This is a genomic window from Parabacteroides sp. AF19-14 (assembly GCF_003635485.1).
GTDB lineage: Bacteria > Bacteroidota > Bacteroidia > Bacteroidales > Tannerellaceae > Parabacteroides > Parabacteroides distasonis.
In genome coordinates this window covers 69,191-84,415 of the sequence record NZ_QTMJ01000001.1, presented here as the reverse complement: position 1 = coordinate 84,415, position 15,225 = coordinate 69,191, and the positions used below count along the sequence as shown (strand labels likewise).

Annotated in this window: 9 protein-coding genes and 1 riboswitch; of the genes, 7 read left to right on the top strand and 2 right to left on the bottom strand. The window is 45.9% G+C overall.

Annotation, left to right across the window (positions count from 1 at the left end; translation table 11 throughout):
- Nucleotides 1–17 precede the first annotated feature (17 nt).
- Nucleotides 18–1,667 carry a bifunctional aspartate transaminase/aspartate 4-decarboxylase gene (locus DWX33_RS00340; protein ID WP_122379665.1) on the bottom strand — a complete coding sequence of 550 codons (1,650 nt, stop codon included), beginning with the start codon at nucleotides 1,665–1,667 and terminating at the stop codon, nucleotides 18–20.
- A gap of 12 nt (nucleotides 1,668–1,679) precedes the next feature.
- Nucleotides 1,680–3,377, bottom strand: a complete 1,698-nt coding sequence (gene aspT / locus DWX33_RS00335) for an aspartate-alanine antiporter (RefSeq protein WP_122379664.1) — start codon at nucleotides 3,375–3,377, stop codon at nucleotides 1,680–1,682.
- An 86-nt stretch (nucleotides 3,378–3,463) separates the two neighbouring features.
- Nucleotides 3,464–3,661: riboswitch (cobalamin riboswitch) on the top strand.
- A 127-nt stretch (nucleotides 3,662–3,788) separates the two neighbouring features.
- Between aspT and DWX33_RS00330 the strand changes: the two genes are divergently transcribed.
- The 7 genes from DWX33_RS00330 (at nucleotide 3,789) to cbiD (ending at nucleotide 15,094) form a co-directional block, all read left to right on the top strand.
- Nucleotides 3,789–4,706 carry a sirohydrochlorin cobaltochelatase gene (locus DWX33_RS00330; RefSeq protein ID WP_005856993.1) on the top strand — a complete coding sequence of 306 codons (918 nt, stop codon included), beginning with the start codon at nucleotides 3,789–3,791 and terminating at the stop codon, nucleotides 4,704–4,706.
- Between the two features lie 147 nt (nucleotides 4,707–4,853).
- Entirely contained in the window at nucleotides 4,854–7,235 is a 2,382-nt protein-coding gene (locus DWX33_RS00325) for a TonB-dependent siderophore receptor (protein ID WP_122379663.1), read from the top strand.
- Nucleotides 7,236–7,253: 18 nt separating this feature from the next.
- Entirely contained in the window at nucleotides 7,254–8,717 is a 1,464-nt protein-coding gene (locus tag DWX33_RS00320) for a PepSY domain-containing protein (protein WP_122379662.1), read from the top strand.
- 56 nt (nucleotides 8,718–8,773) lie between these two features.
- The gene (cobJ, locus tag DWX33_RS00315; protein WP_005862324.1) at nucleotides 8,774–10,186 is read left to right on the top strand and encodes a precorrin-3B C(17)-methyltransferase; all 1,413 of its coding nucleotides are present in this window, start codon (nucleotides 8,774–8,776) and stop codon (nucleotides 10,184–10,186) included.
- Complete coding sequence (locus DWX33_RS00310) at nucleotides 10,183–11,382, top strand: bifunctional cobalt-precorrin-7 (C(5))-methyltransferase/cobalt-precorrin-6B (C(15))-methyltransferase (protein WP_057318753.1); 1,200 nt, start codon at nucleotides 10,183–10,185, stop codon at nucleotides 11,380–11,382. Before cobJ ends, DWX33_RS00310 begins: the two co-directional genes overlap by 4 nt.
- Nucleotides 11,379–13,160 (top strand): precorrin-4 C(11)-methyltransferase, encoded by a 1,782-nt coding sequence (gene cobM / locus DWX33_RS00305; protein ID WP_122379661.1) that lies wholly within the window; start codon nucleotides 11,379–11,381, stop codon nucleotides 13,158–13,160. Before DWX33_RS00310 ends, cobM begins: the two co-directional genes overlap by 4 nt.
- Nucleotides 13,160–15,094, top strand: coding sequence for a cobalt-precorrin-5B (C(1))-methyltransferase CbiD (gene cbiD, locus DWX33_RS00300; protein ID WP_122379660.1), 1,935 nt, complete (start codon nucleotides 13,160–13,162; stop codon nucleotides 15,092–15,094). Before cobM ends, cbiD begins: the two co-directional genes overlap by 1 nt.
- Nucleotides 15,095–15,225: the final 131 nt, after the last annotated feature.

The following is a 15,225-nucleotide window of genomic DNA, read 5'->3' as shown; positions in this document are numbered from 1 at the left end:
CCTTGGAGCTGTTTTTTCTACTTATCGAGACTTTCTTTCCATCTTTGGGCATAACTATGCAAAATAGATGCGATACCCTCTCCGATCCGGACATAATCTTCCCGTTTAAGGTTGGCTAAAGATGTGCGGATAGACCACTCGGGAGCATCAAAACCTCCTCCGTTCAGTAAAACCAAGGAAGTTTCCTGTGCCAGACGGAAAACGACATCCAGAGGTTCGTAATTCTTTTTTAGATATTCCACGAAATCATCCCCATAGAATTTCTTAGCCCAGACAAGCATATCGATCTCACTATAATATCCCGCACGCAAAGGGTCGTCTAATAAGGTGAATCCGGTGCTTTCCCACAATGTGTGTAAACGCTCGTGGATCATATCCTGCATCCTTTTCTTATAGGTATTTTCCGCATCTAATAGAGCGAAAGACGCAAACAGAGACATTTGTGTTTGCTGTGGCAAGGAAAGACCGGCCGTATGATTCAAGGCTACTTGACGGCTATCGGCTACCATACGATCAATAAAGCGGATATCCTCGGGATGTAAGGATAGACTGCTATATCGTTTTTTTAGAAGCTCCTGTTTATCTCTTGGCAATTCACGGATCATCCGGTCGTAAATATTATCTTGATGTAAAGCGATTACCGCCAATCTCCATCCGGTTGCCCCGAAATATTTGGAGAAAGAGTAGACACATAACGTATTCTTTGGTAATTCGGCCATCATCGAGCGAAAATGCGGAATAAATGTCGCATACACATCATCCGTAATAATCATGAGGTTGGGATTGTCGTTCCGTACGATCTCAACGATCCTATTCATCAATGCTTTTGTCAATCCGTATGAAGGCGGGTTGCTCGGGTTTGTTATGAAAGCGGCTTTCACGCTAGGATCTTTCAGGACATCTAAATCTTTTTCTTGATATTGCCACGTGTGATAGCCGTCTTTTGTCATCTTCAAGGCTTTTATCTCTATGACATTAAAAAGATAACGAGCCTGTTCCGGAATCTCTATATAAGGAGTGAATACCGGAGCGAAGAGAACGATCTTGTCTCCCTTATTCAACAAGAAATTCTGTTGCAAGGAATCGAAGATATAACACATGGCGGCAGTTCCGCCCTCGGTAGCGAAAAGGTCGAATATTCCCTCAGGGGGCTGGTTATCACATAATTCTTGGTCTAAATAATCCCGCACGAGCATTTCCGTATATTTCAAGATACGATCGGGAACCGGATATTGATCACCAATGACACCTTCCGCCCATTCATATACAAGCTCATTCTCATCTACACCTTTTTCCGTGACCAGATATTCATAGGTACCCTTCAATAAAGTAGCGCCGGGAGATTGCGCATGTTTCTTTAGAAACTGTACGAAGCGAGACGCGATCCTTTTGCGGTTGGGAACCCCTGCGGCTCCGGCCATCTCATCTGCCAATTCGGTTTCCCGCTGGCATTCCTCCAAGGCGAACTGCCCTAATAGGAAGAATGCCTCCCGTGGAACCGTACTGATCCAGTTTGGATTTCCCCTTCCTGCGTTCAGCATGATGTGCGTACTTTTACGAGCGCTCTCATCCGCTAACTCTATCAAGATGTTCTTTAGCTCGAAAGGGCTAATCTCCGACATCTTTTTCTCATATTCTCTCGTGACATGTATTTTCTTCTTGTCCATACATTATATATATTACATGATTAGCACAATAACGACACCCCAGATGATTAATAAAGTATTACCCACCGCATAGGTAACGGTATAGCCTAAGGCTGGAGTCTCACTTCCTACGGCATCTTCCACCGCTCCTAATGCGGCAGTTGTCGTACGTGAACCCGCCGTACAACCTAAAGTAATAGCCGGGTGGAACTTAAAAACGTAACGTCCCATCAGAATACCGATGATAAGCGGGATAGATGTCGCTAAAGCACCGATAATAAATAAACTTATACCGACTTCCTTCAATCCGGTCACGAAACTGGGACCCGCCGTGATACCGACTACGGCGATAAACATATTCAATCCCAAATTATTTAATATCCAGACGGAAGGCTCCGGAATACGCCCGAAGGTCGGATGCTTAGAACGAAGCCATCCAAAGACGAGCCCGGCTATCAAAGCACCTCCACTCGTACTTAGGCTAATCGGGACACCCCCGAAATGAATCGCGAGCGAACCTAAAATTCCCCCTAAGAAAATACCGATACCCACGAAAATCAAATCGGTCTGATTGGTTGGGCGATCGGGATATCCTAAAGCCGTCGCCGCTTTATTTACCTCTGATTTCATGCCTACCAATTCCAGCATATCACCGGAATCTATCACCGTAGCGGCCAAGACCGGGATATTGATACCCGCACGCCTTACGGACTTGATGCTAACACCATGCATGAACGATTGATTGCGTAAATAGCAGATCTTTTTCCCCACGTATTCCTTATGGATCACTAGTACGGGTAACGTCTCTGCCGGAAAATCGAGCAATTCAATGTCATTGACCTCGTCGCCAATCCAGTTCTCCTCTCCGATCACGAATTCCCGGCGACCGCTTAGGACAACCTCATTTCCGGTATGTAAAACCAAATCCGGTTTAACATCGGTTACTACATTATTAATACGGACACGCTCCACGAACAAATGCCGTCCCAATTGGTCTAAATACACCTCCAACTGCTTTACGCTTTTGCCATCCTTGAACCATTCATTACTAATCTTATAGGCCCGGAAAGTTACCGGACGGGCGGCAGGCATAAAGCCCGGTTGCTCGCTCTCGTCGTTATTTCCCATTTTAGCCTCTAGCTCTTTACACGCTTTTTTCACGTAGTCGAGTCCTCCTAAAAGACGTGGCCCGATATCACTCACTAACCATGCGGATCCTGCCGTACCGAAAATATAAGTTACCGCATAGGCCACGGGCATTACATTTACCATAGCACTTTTATCCGTATCGCTAATATTCATCTGTCCGATCGTATCTTCGGCAACTCCTAATACTGCCGACATCGTCTGGGAGCCCGCCAATAATCCTGCGGCCTCGCCTGCGTTATATCCCATAAGTTTCGCTAACAAAAAAGGAGCGATCAAACAAAATATACACATGACGGCGGCGAAAAGCATTTGAGGAAGACCTTCCTTTTTCAATCCCCGGAAGAACTGTGGCCCAACGCTATATCCTACAGCGAAGAGGAACATCAAGAAAAAGACGGACTTTAACGGTCCGCTTATATCGATTTTTAATTGCCCGATCAATACACCGACCAATAATACGCTGGTAACCGTTCCCAGCGTGAACTTCTTTATCTTAAACTTGCCAATCCAGAAACCGAGAGCTAAGGTTATGAAAACAGCTAGCTCCGGATAATGTTGAAGTAAATTAGTTATCCATTCCATATCTATTTATTTGATGTTAAACAAAAAAGATGCTATTGGAACAGGGATTCTTTGAAAGATGTTGTTACTTTTCGGGATTATTTATATAAATTTGCGACCGCTTAGGTGATAGAGTTTGTCTACCGACAACTCTATAAAAGGGAATCCGGTTAGAATCCGGAACAGTGCCCGCTACTGTGAAGCTCTTGAAAAGGAAAGCGTTCTGCTATGCCACTGTCTTAAGAAAGATGGGAAGGTTGCTTTCCGAGCCAGTCAGGAAACCTGCCAAGCGAAGTAATGATTAATTCCTCCCGGGGTCAGGAGTAATTAAGAGGATAGAAATATCACCTATATCTAAAAGATGTTGGAGACGTAATAATACGTTGTCTCCGTGGGATTGATATGTAATCTAATTATTAATATATTCATATGATGAGGAAACACTTACTATCTTTCTTCTTGCTGGTCATCAGCCTAGTTTGTCGTGCGCACGATGGCGAGAATTTTGTAGCATCCGATTTATTCGCCTCTTTACAACCGGGCGATAAGGCCGCTTTATTGATGGTACATTTTGGAACAACCCATGATGATACCCGTGCCTTGACAATCGACGCGATCAATCAAAAAGCGAAAGAAGCTTTCAAAGATGTTGAGTTGCGTGAGGCATGGACTTCTCGCATTGTAATGCGCCGCTTAAAAGCTCGTGGCGTAGAGAAACTGAACCCGATCGAGGCCTTGGAAAAATTAAAGACTGATGGTTATACACATGTCTTGATCCAATCCACGAATATAATCGAAGGTATCGAGATGGAATCCTTACGTAAGGATGTTGCCACCATGAAATCTTCTTTCAAGGAGATTCGTATCGGTAATCCTTTATTGTATACACCGGAGGATTATGAGGCGGTAATCGCCGCTATCATAAAAAATGGGGCGAAAGAAGGCGCTACTTTATTGGTAGGCCATGGCACTTATACACCGGCGACGGCCCAATATGCTATGTTGGATTATATGTTGAAGGAGAAGGGATTCAAGGATTATTCCGTAGGAACCATCGAGGGCTATCCTACTTTTGATACGATGGTAGCCCAAGTAAAGGCCAATGGAACGAAGAAAGTCTTGTTGATGCCATTTATGTTTGTTGCCGGAGACCATGCGAAAAACGATATCGCCGGTGATTGGAAAGAGGAATTGGAAAAGAAAGGCTACGAGGTAAGCGTATTTATGGAAGGTCTGGGACAGAATCCGGATATCCAGAAGATCTTCATCGAACATGCCCGTTTCATGGCTAAACATAAGATGATCGATATCGTTGATAAGAAGAAAGCTTATGCGGTAGAGAAGGACTAAAAAAGTTCACTACACAATGTTTTTTATTCCTTTCGGAAGAAAAAGTAATTCCTTCCGAAAGAAACTAAATTTTCATTCGAAGGAAAATGGAATTTCTTTCGAAAGGGATTTCACATGCATACAATAAACAGTTATAATGCTAAATATATGAAAAGAGTTTTGACAATCTTACCGTTGACAGCCTTATGTATCAGTACGATGCAGGCACAACACAAGAATGAGTACACGAATTTCGCCGATACGACATTCAATATTCAAGAAGTCGTAGCGACCGCCGCACGCAAGCCACGTCCACAAATCACGAAGTTGGACGTACCTATGAAATATCTTCCTATTTCAATTAATAGCATTACGGCGAGTAGTTTGGAGTTGAGAGGTATCCGTAATATCCAAGATGCGGTACGCTTTATGCCGGGCGTACGATTCCAAACATCTTATGGCGCATTTCAACAATTGTCGATCCGTGGTTTCGATCATTCTATCATGATGATAGACGGTATCCGCGATGAACGTTCGGCAATAAACAACTCTTATCCCGTACCCGATCTATCCTGTATCGAGTCTATTGAATTATTAAAGGGACCGGCTTCTGTACTTTACGGACATTCAGCCGTAGGTGGAACCTTGAATATCGTTCGTAAATCCCCGTCAGAGAAACAGAGCGTTAACGCCCGATTGGCCTACGGTAGTTACGAGAATAAAGAGGCGACGCTTGGCATGGGCGGTAAATTGGTCGGTCCGGTCAATTATTACGCCAATGTCAACTTTTCCGATCAAGAGGGCTGGCGTGATAATGGCAACCGTCGCTTTTCCGGTTATCTGGCATTGCAAGCTAAAATGACGGAACGTGACCTATTAGATGTTCGTGGAGGTTTTAACCGCGACTTCTATGGAACGGAGATTGGTCTTCCCGATTTAATGGCAAATGATGTATATAATGCGCAAACAGGACAGTTATATCTCCATAAAAATGATATGCTACCGGGACTTGACCGTGAGGCTCGCTACAATAACGAGTCCGACTTTATGAAGAATCACGCTTGGAACATATCGACGCAGTACACACATACTTTTTGGAACGGTGCGAAACTAACAGATCGCCTTTCTTACAATAACGACGATATCAACTATTTTGGGACGGAAGCCCTCGACTATCTCGAAAGTGATGATCCGATCTATGATCATTATTATATGAAAAACGGCCAGAAAAAATATATCTGTTTGGACAGCGTATATCTTTCTTTCCCGCTTCGCTTCTCCCATATCTCCAAGACTGTCGCCAATACGCTCGAGTTGAGCGGTAAATTCAAGACGGGTGAGATAAAGCATACGTATATGGGAGGTTACTCTTTCGTCGCCTTGAATCGTACCAGCTATTCGGGCTATAATTTAGGGGATGATGTTCAGGGTCCCGGCCTTTATTCGCATGTATCCGTTTATGATCCGCATAGCATGGGATATATGACCAGTAAATTCTCGAAAGCGACGGTTACGCATCATTATTCCAACAGCCTTTATCTTCAAGATATGGTTGAGTTCAACGAGCAATGGAAGGTATTAGCCGCTCTACGTTACGACTTTTTCCGTTATATGTCCGCCAGCGCTACAACTCCTACCGGACGACGTGAGTATGAGGAGCATTCAAGCTTCAATATGATAAAGAATAAGGCGTTGACTTATCGTTTCGGAGCGGTCTATCTGCCCCATCCGAATACATCCATTTATGCGTCTTTCGCCTCTTTCTTCAAGCCGATCCGTACGTTCTATCAAGATAACGTCATTTATGTAGGAGGTGATGGAAATCGTTTCGAGCCTGCTCGCAATGAGGAAGTATTTAAGCCGGAGAAAGGATACCAAGCCGAGGTGGGGCTTAAATATCAATTGAACAATATATTAAGCGCCAATGCCAGCTTGTTCTATATCCGGAAGATGAACAGTACGGCTACGTTGACCAACAACTATCAAGTGGAGGTAAACGGCGAGACTACCACGAAGAGCGTAATCGGACAGGTGGGTGTACAAGATTCCAAGGGTTTTGATTTTGATGTCACTCTTTCTCCGGTAAGCACCTTAGCGCTGACGATCGGTTATGGATTGAACGACTCCAAGATCCGGGAGATGAAAGAAATAAAGGATCCGGAATTGATCGAGGCTATCTATGGCAATAACCCGGATGAGACAAAGCAACAATTGAATAGCCAAGAAGGAAACTGGCAGAGCAACGTACCGAACCAGACTTTCTACGCATACGGCAGTTATACCATCCCTCGGGGTGTCTTGAAGAATCTGGAATTTCACTTGAGTAGCAGTTATACCGGTAAAGTATACCGTAATACATCTAACAACTCTTGGTTCGATCCGTATTGGGTAACCGATTTCGGTATGTCTTATTTGTTGAACAACAATATTCACCTTACATTCAACTTGAATAACTTGTTTGACAACAATTATTATAACCAAGCGCTCGGACAACAGATGGTGCCAAGCATGCCTCGTAATTTCCAAGTGGCTATCTCCTATACATTATAATATATAGAACATACGCTCATGAATCTATTGACAAAGATCACGCTATTTATACACAGGATACTGGGCACGGCGTTCAGTATCCTGTTTCTCGTTTGGTTCCTATCGGGATTGGTAATGATCTACCATACGTTCCCGCGAGCGGACCGGGCCGATAAACGGGCGAAGATGGATATTCTCTCTCTGGAGAATCTTCCTTCGTTAGACCAGATAGAGAAACGTTTACCGCAGAACGAGCGGATAAGCCATGTTACCTTAAACAGCTATTTGGGACAAACTGTTTTTCATATCCGGACGGAGAAAGGGAGCTATGATATTCCTGCCGACTCGACGGAAAGATTACCCGTAATCGACTGGAATCGTATCCAACGTGTGGCATCACAATGGAATACCTCTTCCATAGCGAAGGTAGATTCCTTGTACACCTTGGACCAATGGATTCCATTCGGTCGTTTAAAAGAGGAATTTCCGATCTATAAATTCCATTTCGCCGATCCAGAACGACATGAATTATACATATCCTCTAAATCCGGGGAGGTTTTGCAATATACGGATAAAAACAGTCGTTTCTGGGCTTGGCTCGGGGCGATCCCTCATTGGGTTTATTTCACTTCCTTGCGGCAAGACGCTGAATTATGGATAAAGGTAGTTGTCTGGTTATCCGGCATTGGATGCGTTATGTGTATCGCTGGGATCTATTTAGGAATACGGGATTTCCGGTTAGCGAGGAGACGTCATTTGATTTCCCCTTATAAGAAGTTCTGGTATAAATGGCATCATATTCTTGGGGTGTTATTCGGTTTATTTGTCCTCACCTTCTGCTTTAGTGGTATGATGTCTTTGGCTCGTGTACAGGATTGGGGGTTGAAAGCCAAGCTTGATATAAACCCGGTTCAAGAACTGCGGAAGATGGCTCCTTCCCCACTCGATTATCCGTTGGATTACAGGGCGGTCATACAAGCCTATCCCGGCCAGATCCGTCAATTGGAATGGAGCAGTTTTGGTGATATACCCTTTTACATCGTACAAACAGACACGAAGGATATTGTCGTGAACGCAAATAAGAGTGACGGGATATCTTTATTGAACCTGCGACCGGAAGAAATCCGTTCCGTATTGTCTCAGATACATGGTATCGGGACCACGGCTGATATCAAACTGTTGGATGCTTATGATACGTATTATATCTCACGAAAAAGGAATTTAGAACTCCCGGTCTGGAAAGTATCTATTCAAGACGTGGATAATAGTTGTTATTACATTAATCCCCGTAATGGACAATACCGTTATGTAAATACGCCGTCTCGTTGGAACCATTGGATGTATCCGGCATTGCATAGCTTGAATCTGAAATTCTTGGTAGATCATCCGGTCTTATGGAATATCGTGATGTGGGGAACCATGTTGGGAGGCACGTTCGTTTCCTTATCCGGTGTATGGCTTGCGATAAAATATATCAGGCGAAAAGCGAGAAGAAAGAAGTAAAGCCTGTATATTTGTATTATATTTATTGAGAACATTGTATTATAAAATAGATTTGAATGAATAAAGGCAAGATTATAGTCGCCGGAATCGGCCCCGGTAGCGAGGCCGATATAACGCCTGCGGTTTTGGCCGCTATCCAAAGCTCGGATGTCATCATAGGATATAAATATTATTTCCGTTTTATCACCCACTTGCTTCGTGAGGGAACGGAATGTATAGATACAGGTATGAAACGTGAGCAAGCTCGTGCCGAGCAAGCTTTCGCTTATGCCAACGAGGGAAAGACGGTTTGCGTGATCAGTTCCGGTGACGCCGGTATTTATGGCATGACTCCTCTGATTTATGAGATGAAGAAAGAATCCGGAAGCGAGATCGAGATCGAGTCGTATCCGGGCATCAGCGCTTTCCAGAAAGCTGCGTCCTTGCTTGGCGCTCCTATCGGACATGATTTCTGTGTGATTTCCCTCTCAGACTTGATGACTCCTTGGGAACTGATCGAGAAACGGATTCACGCGGCGGCCATGGCCGATTTTGTTACGGCGATCTATAACCCAAAAAGCGAGGGACGTTATTGGCAACTCTATCGCTTAAAAGAATTGTTCCTGCAAGAACGCAAGCCGGAGACTCCGGTCGGTTATGTACGTCAGGCCGGACGGGAGGAGCAAGAAGTATTCGTCACTACGCTCGCAGATCTGGACCCCGAGCAGATCGATATGTTCACGGTAGTCTTGATCGGAAACTCACAAACATATCTTTCCGGGAATCATATGATCACTCCCCGGGGATATTATGGCGAGATCAAACAAAAGAAAATGGATACGGGTATCGGACAGGACATCATGATCCGTAGTTTCCGTACGATCGAGAAGGAATTGAAAAACCAAGAGATCCCGTTGGATAAGAAATGGGCGTTACTCCATGCCATTCATACGACGGCCGATTTCGATATGGAAAATATCCTTTATGCCGACCCGGATGCTGTCTCTACATTATATAATAAGATCAGCGGCGGGGAAGTTCCTACGATCATCACCGATGTCACGATGGCTGCTTCCGGCATTCGTAAGGGAGCTCTGCAACGTCTGGGTGTCGAGGTGAAATGCTACCTTCAAGACGAGCGGGTCGCTGAGATGGCTTCGAGCAAAGGAATTACCCGTACCCAAGCCGGTATTCGTCGGGCCGTGGAAGAGCATCCGACCGCTCTGTTTGTCTTCGGGAACGCCCCGACCGCCCTTATGGAATTATGCGATTTAATACGTAAAGGTAAAGCCACTCCAGCTGGCATTATCGCGGCTCCGGTAGGTTTCGTACATGTGCAGGAATCCAAACATATGGTGAAACCTTTTATCGGTATACCGAAACTAATCGTGGAAGGTCGTAAAGGAGGTAGTAATTTAGCGGCTACGCTAGTGAATGCCATCCTTTGTTTTAATGACGCAGAACAATTAAAGCCGGGAAGAGACGTATGAACCGATTTTATGTCATAGGGCTGGATGATAATATGCGGCAATACTTTCCGCCGGAGATATTGGAGATAATCTCGTCCCACCGGGTGTTCTCCGGAGGCGTGCGGCATCATGAGATCGTACGTTCGCTCTTGCCCGAGAAAGCGGACTGGATCGATATAAAAGTCCCGTTGGACGAGGTCTTCGATCGCTATCGTTCGTACGACGGTCGGGAAAGCATCGTTGTATTCGCTTCCGGAGATCCTTTGTTTTTCGGATTCGCCGTTACGATTCAAAACCGATTGCCGGATGCGCAAATCCGCCTGTACCCGTCATTTAATTCCTTGCAACTCTTGGCACAAAATCTATTGATGCCTTACCACGATATGCGGATCGTCTCCCTTACCGGACGGCCTTGGCACGAGTTCGATCGTGCCTTGATCGAAAGTGCGTCTAAGATAGGCGTGCTCACGGATCGGGAACATACGCCTACGACTATCGCTCGCCGGATGCTGGAATACGGCTATGATAATTATACCATGTTCGTGGGAGAACGGTTAGGAAATACCGAACGGCAGAGCATCCGCCAATTCAGTATACAAGCCGCGGCAATGAATAATTTCGTTCATCCGAATTGCTTGATCCTAAAGAAAGAGCGTGACGGGCATTCCCGTAAATTCGGCCTGCCGGATTCCGCGTTCGAGCATTTGAACGGACGGGAGAAGATGATAACCAAAATGCCGATCCGTTTGTTATCTTTAAGCATGCTGGATCTGAGAAACCGGGAACGTTTTTGGGATATCGGCTTTTGCACGGGTTCTGTCTCGATAGAGGCTAAATTGCTGTTCCCGCATTTGCATATCACGAGTTTTGAGATCCGGGAAGAGGGACGAAAGTTAATGACTGAGAATTGTCATCGTTTTGGGACTCCGGGTATCGAGGCTATAATCGGAGATTTCTTATCGGTGGATTTATCAGCGTTGGAGGCTCCGGATGCAATCTTTATCGGCGGACATGGCGGGAAATTAGTGGAGATCCTTATGGTAGTTTCCCAAAAAATGAAAGAGAACGGTGTCATCGTCTTCAACTCCGTATCCGACGAAAGCAAAGCGCTTTTAGAGGAAGCGGTCCGCCAAACCGGTCTTCGGATATCCGCCCAAACCCGTATCACGATTGATGATTTTAATACGATTACCGTGAATGTTATTTATAAATTATGAGTACAATATCAATTATTCCAATATCCGATAGCAGCCGGGTGCTTGCTGAGCGAATTCTTGCTTCTTATCCTGAGGCGAAGATCTTACCATTCGGCTCTTTCTCAAAAGAGGTTTTTCACGAATCCAGTAGTTTGGTATTTATTGGAGCGATGGGAATTTGCGTACGCAGTATCGCTCCCTTCGCGGAAGATAAACATACCGATCCGGCCGTGGTTTGTATAGATAGTACCGGCAAATACGTGATTCCTGTCTTATCCGGACATATCGGTGGAGCGAACGATCTTTCCAAAGAGTTAGCGAACCTATTAGGAGCCGAAGCGATTATTACGACACAAAGCGACAACGCAAACCTATGGGCGCTCGATACATTAGGGAAGAAATACGATTGGACCTTGATCGCCAAAGATAGCAATGCCGCCATCTCCACTTTTGTCAATGGAAAACCGACAGCGCTACTCCTTGATATACGAGATAAAGGAACGGATTATTTGGAGCGTACGGTCCCGTCTCATGTCTCTATCTTTTATTCCTTCGAGGCGATACCGCAGCAAGACTATGAGTTATTGATGATCGTCAGTCCCCAACAATACGATACATCCATCCCTACGATCACCTATATACCGAAAGTCCTCCACCTAGGAATGGGTTGCCGCAAGGATATGCAAGGCGATCCTACGGTCGTTTACGAACATATTAAAGATGTATTGCGTGATAAACGCCTATATCCGGAAGCTTTGGCGGATGTAAATACAATCGATTTGAAGAAATGCGAACCGGTGCTGACATTATTGGCTTATGGAGTTATGGAATGCCCTTTCCACACCTATACATCGGAGGAGCTGAAAGATATCCCGGTACCCAATCCCTCGGAGAAGGTACTGGAGGTAACCGAATCCTCAAGTGTATCGGAAGCTTCCGCCATTTATGCGGCTCATGGCGGTCCGCTTTTGGTCGAGAAGCAAAAAGCGGATTTAGGGAAAGGAAATGAATATACCTTTGCCGTAGCGTTAGATCGGGCGGCCTGCCGCAAGGGACATATCGAGATCGTAGGAGCCGGTCCCGGCGATCCGGACTTGATCTCTATCCGCGGACGGCAAATGTTGGAGAAAGCGGATTTGATCCTGTATGCAGGAAGCCTCGTCCCGAAAGAACTTACCTTATGCGCGAAGGCAGGCGCTACGGTGCGAAGCTCGGCGGATATGAATCTGGAAGAACAGTTTGCGTTGATGAAAGAGTTTTATGATAAAGGATTGTTTGTCGTTCGTTTGCACACGGGCGATCCTTGCATCTATGGAGCTATTCAAGAGCAAATGAATTACTTTGATCAATACGGGATGGATTATCATATCACTCCGGGTATTTCCTCTTTCCAAGCCGCCGCCGCCGCTCTTTATTCCCAGTTCACGATTCCGGAGAAAGTACAAACGATCATCCTCACTCGTGGCGAAGGACGTACGCCCATGCCTGAGAAAGAGCAACTGCACAAACTGGCTCAAAGCCAAAGTACGATGTGTATCTTCTTAAGCGCCGGTGTCGTAGAGAAGGTCCAAGAGGAATTATCGCGACATTACGCTCCAACCACTCCGGTAGCCGCTTGCTATAAATTGACATGGAAAGACGAGCGGATCTACCGTGGGCAACTGAAAGATCTCGCGAAAATCGTAAAAGAGAATCATCTTACACTGACAACATTACTTGTCGTCGGGGATGCCATCGATAATCGCAAGGGTCTATCCCGCTTATATGCGGATGAATTCAAACATCTTTTCCGTAAGTAATGATACTGATCCTTGGAGGAACGACAGAAGGCCGTGTGGCTGTGCGGGTAGCGGACGAGGCAGCCGCTACCTATTACTATTCTACGAAAGGAACTTTGCAATCCATTGAATGCGCGCATGGAATCCGTTTGACCGGAGCCATGAATGCGGAGGAAATGGAGTGTTTTTGTCGTGACCACGCGATTAAGCTATTGATTGATGCGGCACACCCTTTCGCTCAAGTGTTACACCAAACGATCGAAAAAGTATCGAAATGTTTACAGATTCCGGTGATCCGTTACGAACGTCGGTATCCACCTCGTGATGAGGACTTGATTTGGTGCGATAGTTATGCAGACGCAATTCACCAAATGGAAAACAAAGGTATCCAACGGCTACTTGCCCTCAGTGGCGTGAACACCCTTGCCCCGCTCCGCCCTTATTGGCGATCGCATACCACTTGGTTCCGTATATTGGAGCGGGAGGAATCTTTGTCGTTGGCCGAGAAGCAGGGCTTCCCCCAAGAACGTCTGGTTTTCTATCGAGAAGGTGAGGATGAGTTAAAGTTGTTGGAGCAACTCCATCCGGATGCGATCTTGACAAAGGAAAGTGGTTTCTCCGGCTATTTTACGGATAAAGTGAACGCTGCCCGCCAATTCGGAATACCAGTATTTGTCGTGAAGCGTCCCGCATTACCGGAAACTTTCTACCGAGTGTATGGTGAAGACGGATTGCGCAAACAAATCGAACGCCTATTACCCGAATTCTTTCCCTTGAAAAGCGGATATACGACCGGAGCTTGTGCTACCGCCGCCGCAAAAGCCGCTTTATTGGCCTTATTATCACGGAAGGAACAAACAGAAAGCCAGATAACATTACCCTCGGGAGAACAGATAACGTTGCCGGTAGCCTATACCGAATGGGCCGGGTGTTCCGCCACCTGTACCGTGATCAAGGAGTCTGGGGATGATCCGGACGTGACGAATCATAGCCGGATCCGGGTTACTGTTCAATTATCTCTCGATGCATCCGGTTGTGCCATCGCCGTGGCAGAGTCGTGCCACGGTGATGGCACAGCTGTGCCAAGCCGATGGCACAAGCGTGCCACGGTAATGGCACAAGAAGAATATTGTCAAGAAACAGAAAGCGACGATACGGGAAGAGTCATCTTCCTAGCAGGTGAAGGAGTCGGAACCGTGACCCTTCCGGGACTCGGCTTGAAAGTCGGCGGCCCGGCTATAAACGCCACGCCCCGTAAGATGATCCGGCAAGAGCTGATTCCACTCCTGCCCTCACCCGATTCCGTCGCTATTGTCACGGTCTCGGTTCCCGGTGGCGAGGAGTTGGCGAAACGTACCTTCAATCCGAAACTTGGAATTATCGGGGGAATCTCCATTATCGGGACATCCGGAATCGTGCGTCCTTTCTCATCGGACGCTTTTATCGCCTCGATACGGAAAGAAGCCAGTGTCGCCAAAGCGATAGGTTGCGAGACGTTGGTTATTAATTCCGGGGCGAAGAGTGAACGCTACCTTCGGAGCTTATACGCTTCTTTGCCTCCACAATCATTCGTCCATTACGGGAACTTTATCGGAGAGACGCTAAAGATCGCTGCCGATTTAGGTTTCAAGCAGGTTATCTTAGGTATCATGATCGGCAAGGCGGTGAAACTTGCGGAAGGTTTCCTAGATACACACAGCAAAAAAGTCGTCATGAACAAAGGCTTCCTTCAAGATGTAGCGAAAGAAGCGAAATGCGAGGAGGCGACCGTAGATGCAATCAATCGGATTACGTTGGCCCGTGAATTATGGGAGCTTCTTGCGGAAAAAGAACAAAATCGTTTCTTCCCATTACTTTTACAAAAATGTAAATCGTATTGCGCTCCTATCCTTCCCGACGGCGAACTAACCTTGCTGTTAATATCCGAAGAGGGCAAGGTCTTGTACCAATCTTAGCTGTAGAGACGCAGCACGCACGCTACGTCTCTACACCCCCCAGACTGTAATAGCATTTCTTTTTAGCTGTTTATTCTTTTTTATTAGGGATTCTTTAAGAATACATATTAGGAGGATTTCGTACTTTTGCC

What these genes read in the sequence shown, in the direction of transcription:
- DWX33_RS00325 (WP_122379663.1), top strand. Translation starts at nt 4,854, where the DNA reads ATGAAAAGAGTTTTGACAATCTTACCGTTGACAGCCTTATGTATCAGT.
- DWX33_RS00340 (WP_122379665.1), bottom strand. Translation starts at nt 1,667, where the DNA reads ATGGACAAGAAGAAAATACATGTCACGAGAGAATATGAGAAAAAGATG.
- DWX33_RS00310 (WP_057318753.1), top strand. Translation starts at nt 10,183, where the DNA reads ATGAACCGATTTTATGTCATAGGGCTGGATGATAATATGCGGCAATAC.
- DWX33_RS00320 (WP_122379662.1), top strand. Translation starts at nt 7,254, where the DNA reads ATGAATCTATTGACAAAGATCACGCTATTTATACACAGGATACTGGGC.
- DWX33_RS00330 (WP_005856993.1), top strand. Translation starts at nt 3,789, where the DNA reads ATGAGGAAACACTTACTATCTTTCTTCTTGCTGGTCATCAGCCTAGTT.
- cobM (WP_122379661.1), top strand. Translation starts at nt 11,379, where the DNA reads ATGAGTACAATATCAATTATTCCAATATCCGATAGCAGCCGGGTGCTT.
- cbiD (WP_122379660.1), top strand. Translation starts at nt 13,160, where the DNA reads ATGATACTGATCCTTGGAGGAACGACAGAAGGCCGTGTGGCTGTGCGG.
- aspT (WP_122379664.1), bottom strand. Translation starts at nt 3,377, where the DNA reads ATGGAATGGATAACTAATTTACTTCAACATTATCCGGAGCTAGCTGTT.
- cobJ (WP_005862324.1), top strand. Translation starts at nt 8,774, where the DNA reads ATGAATAAAGGCAAGATTATAGTCGCCGGAATCGGCCCCGGTAGCGAG.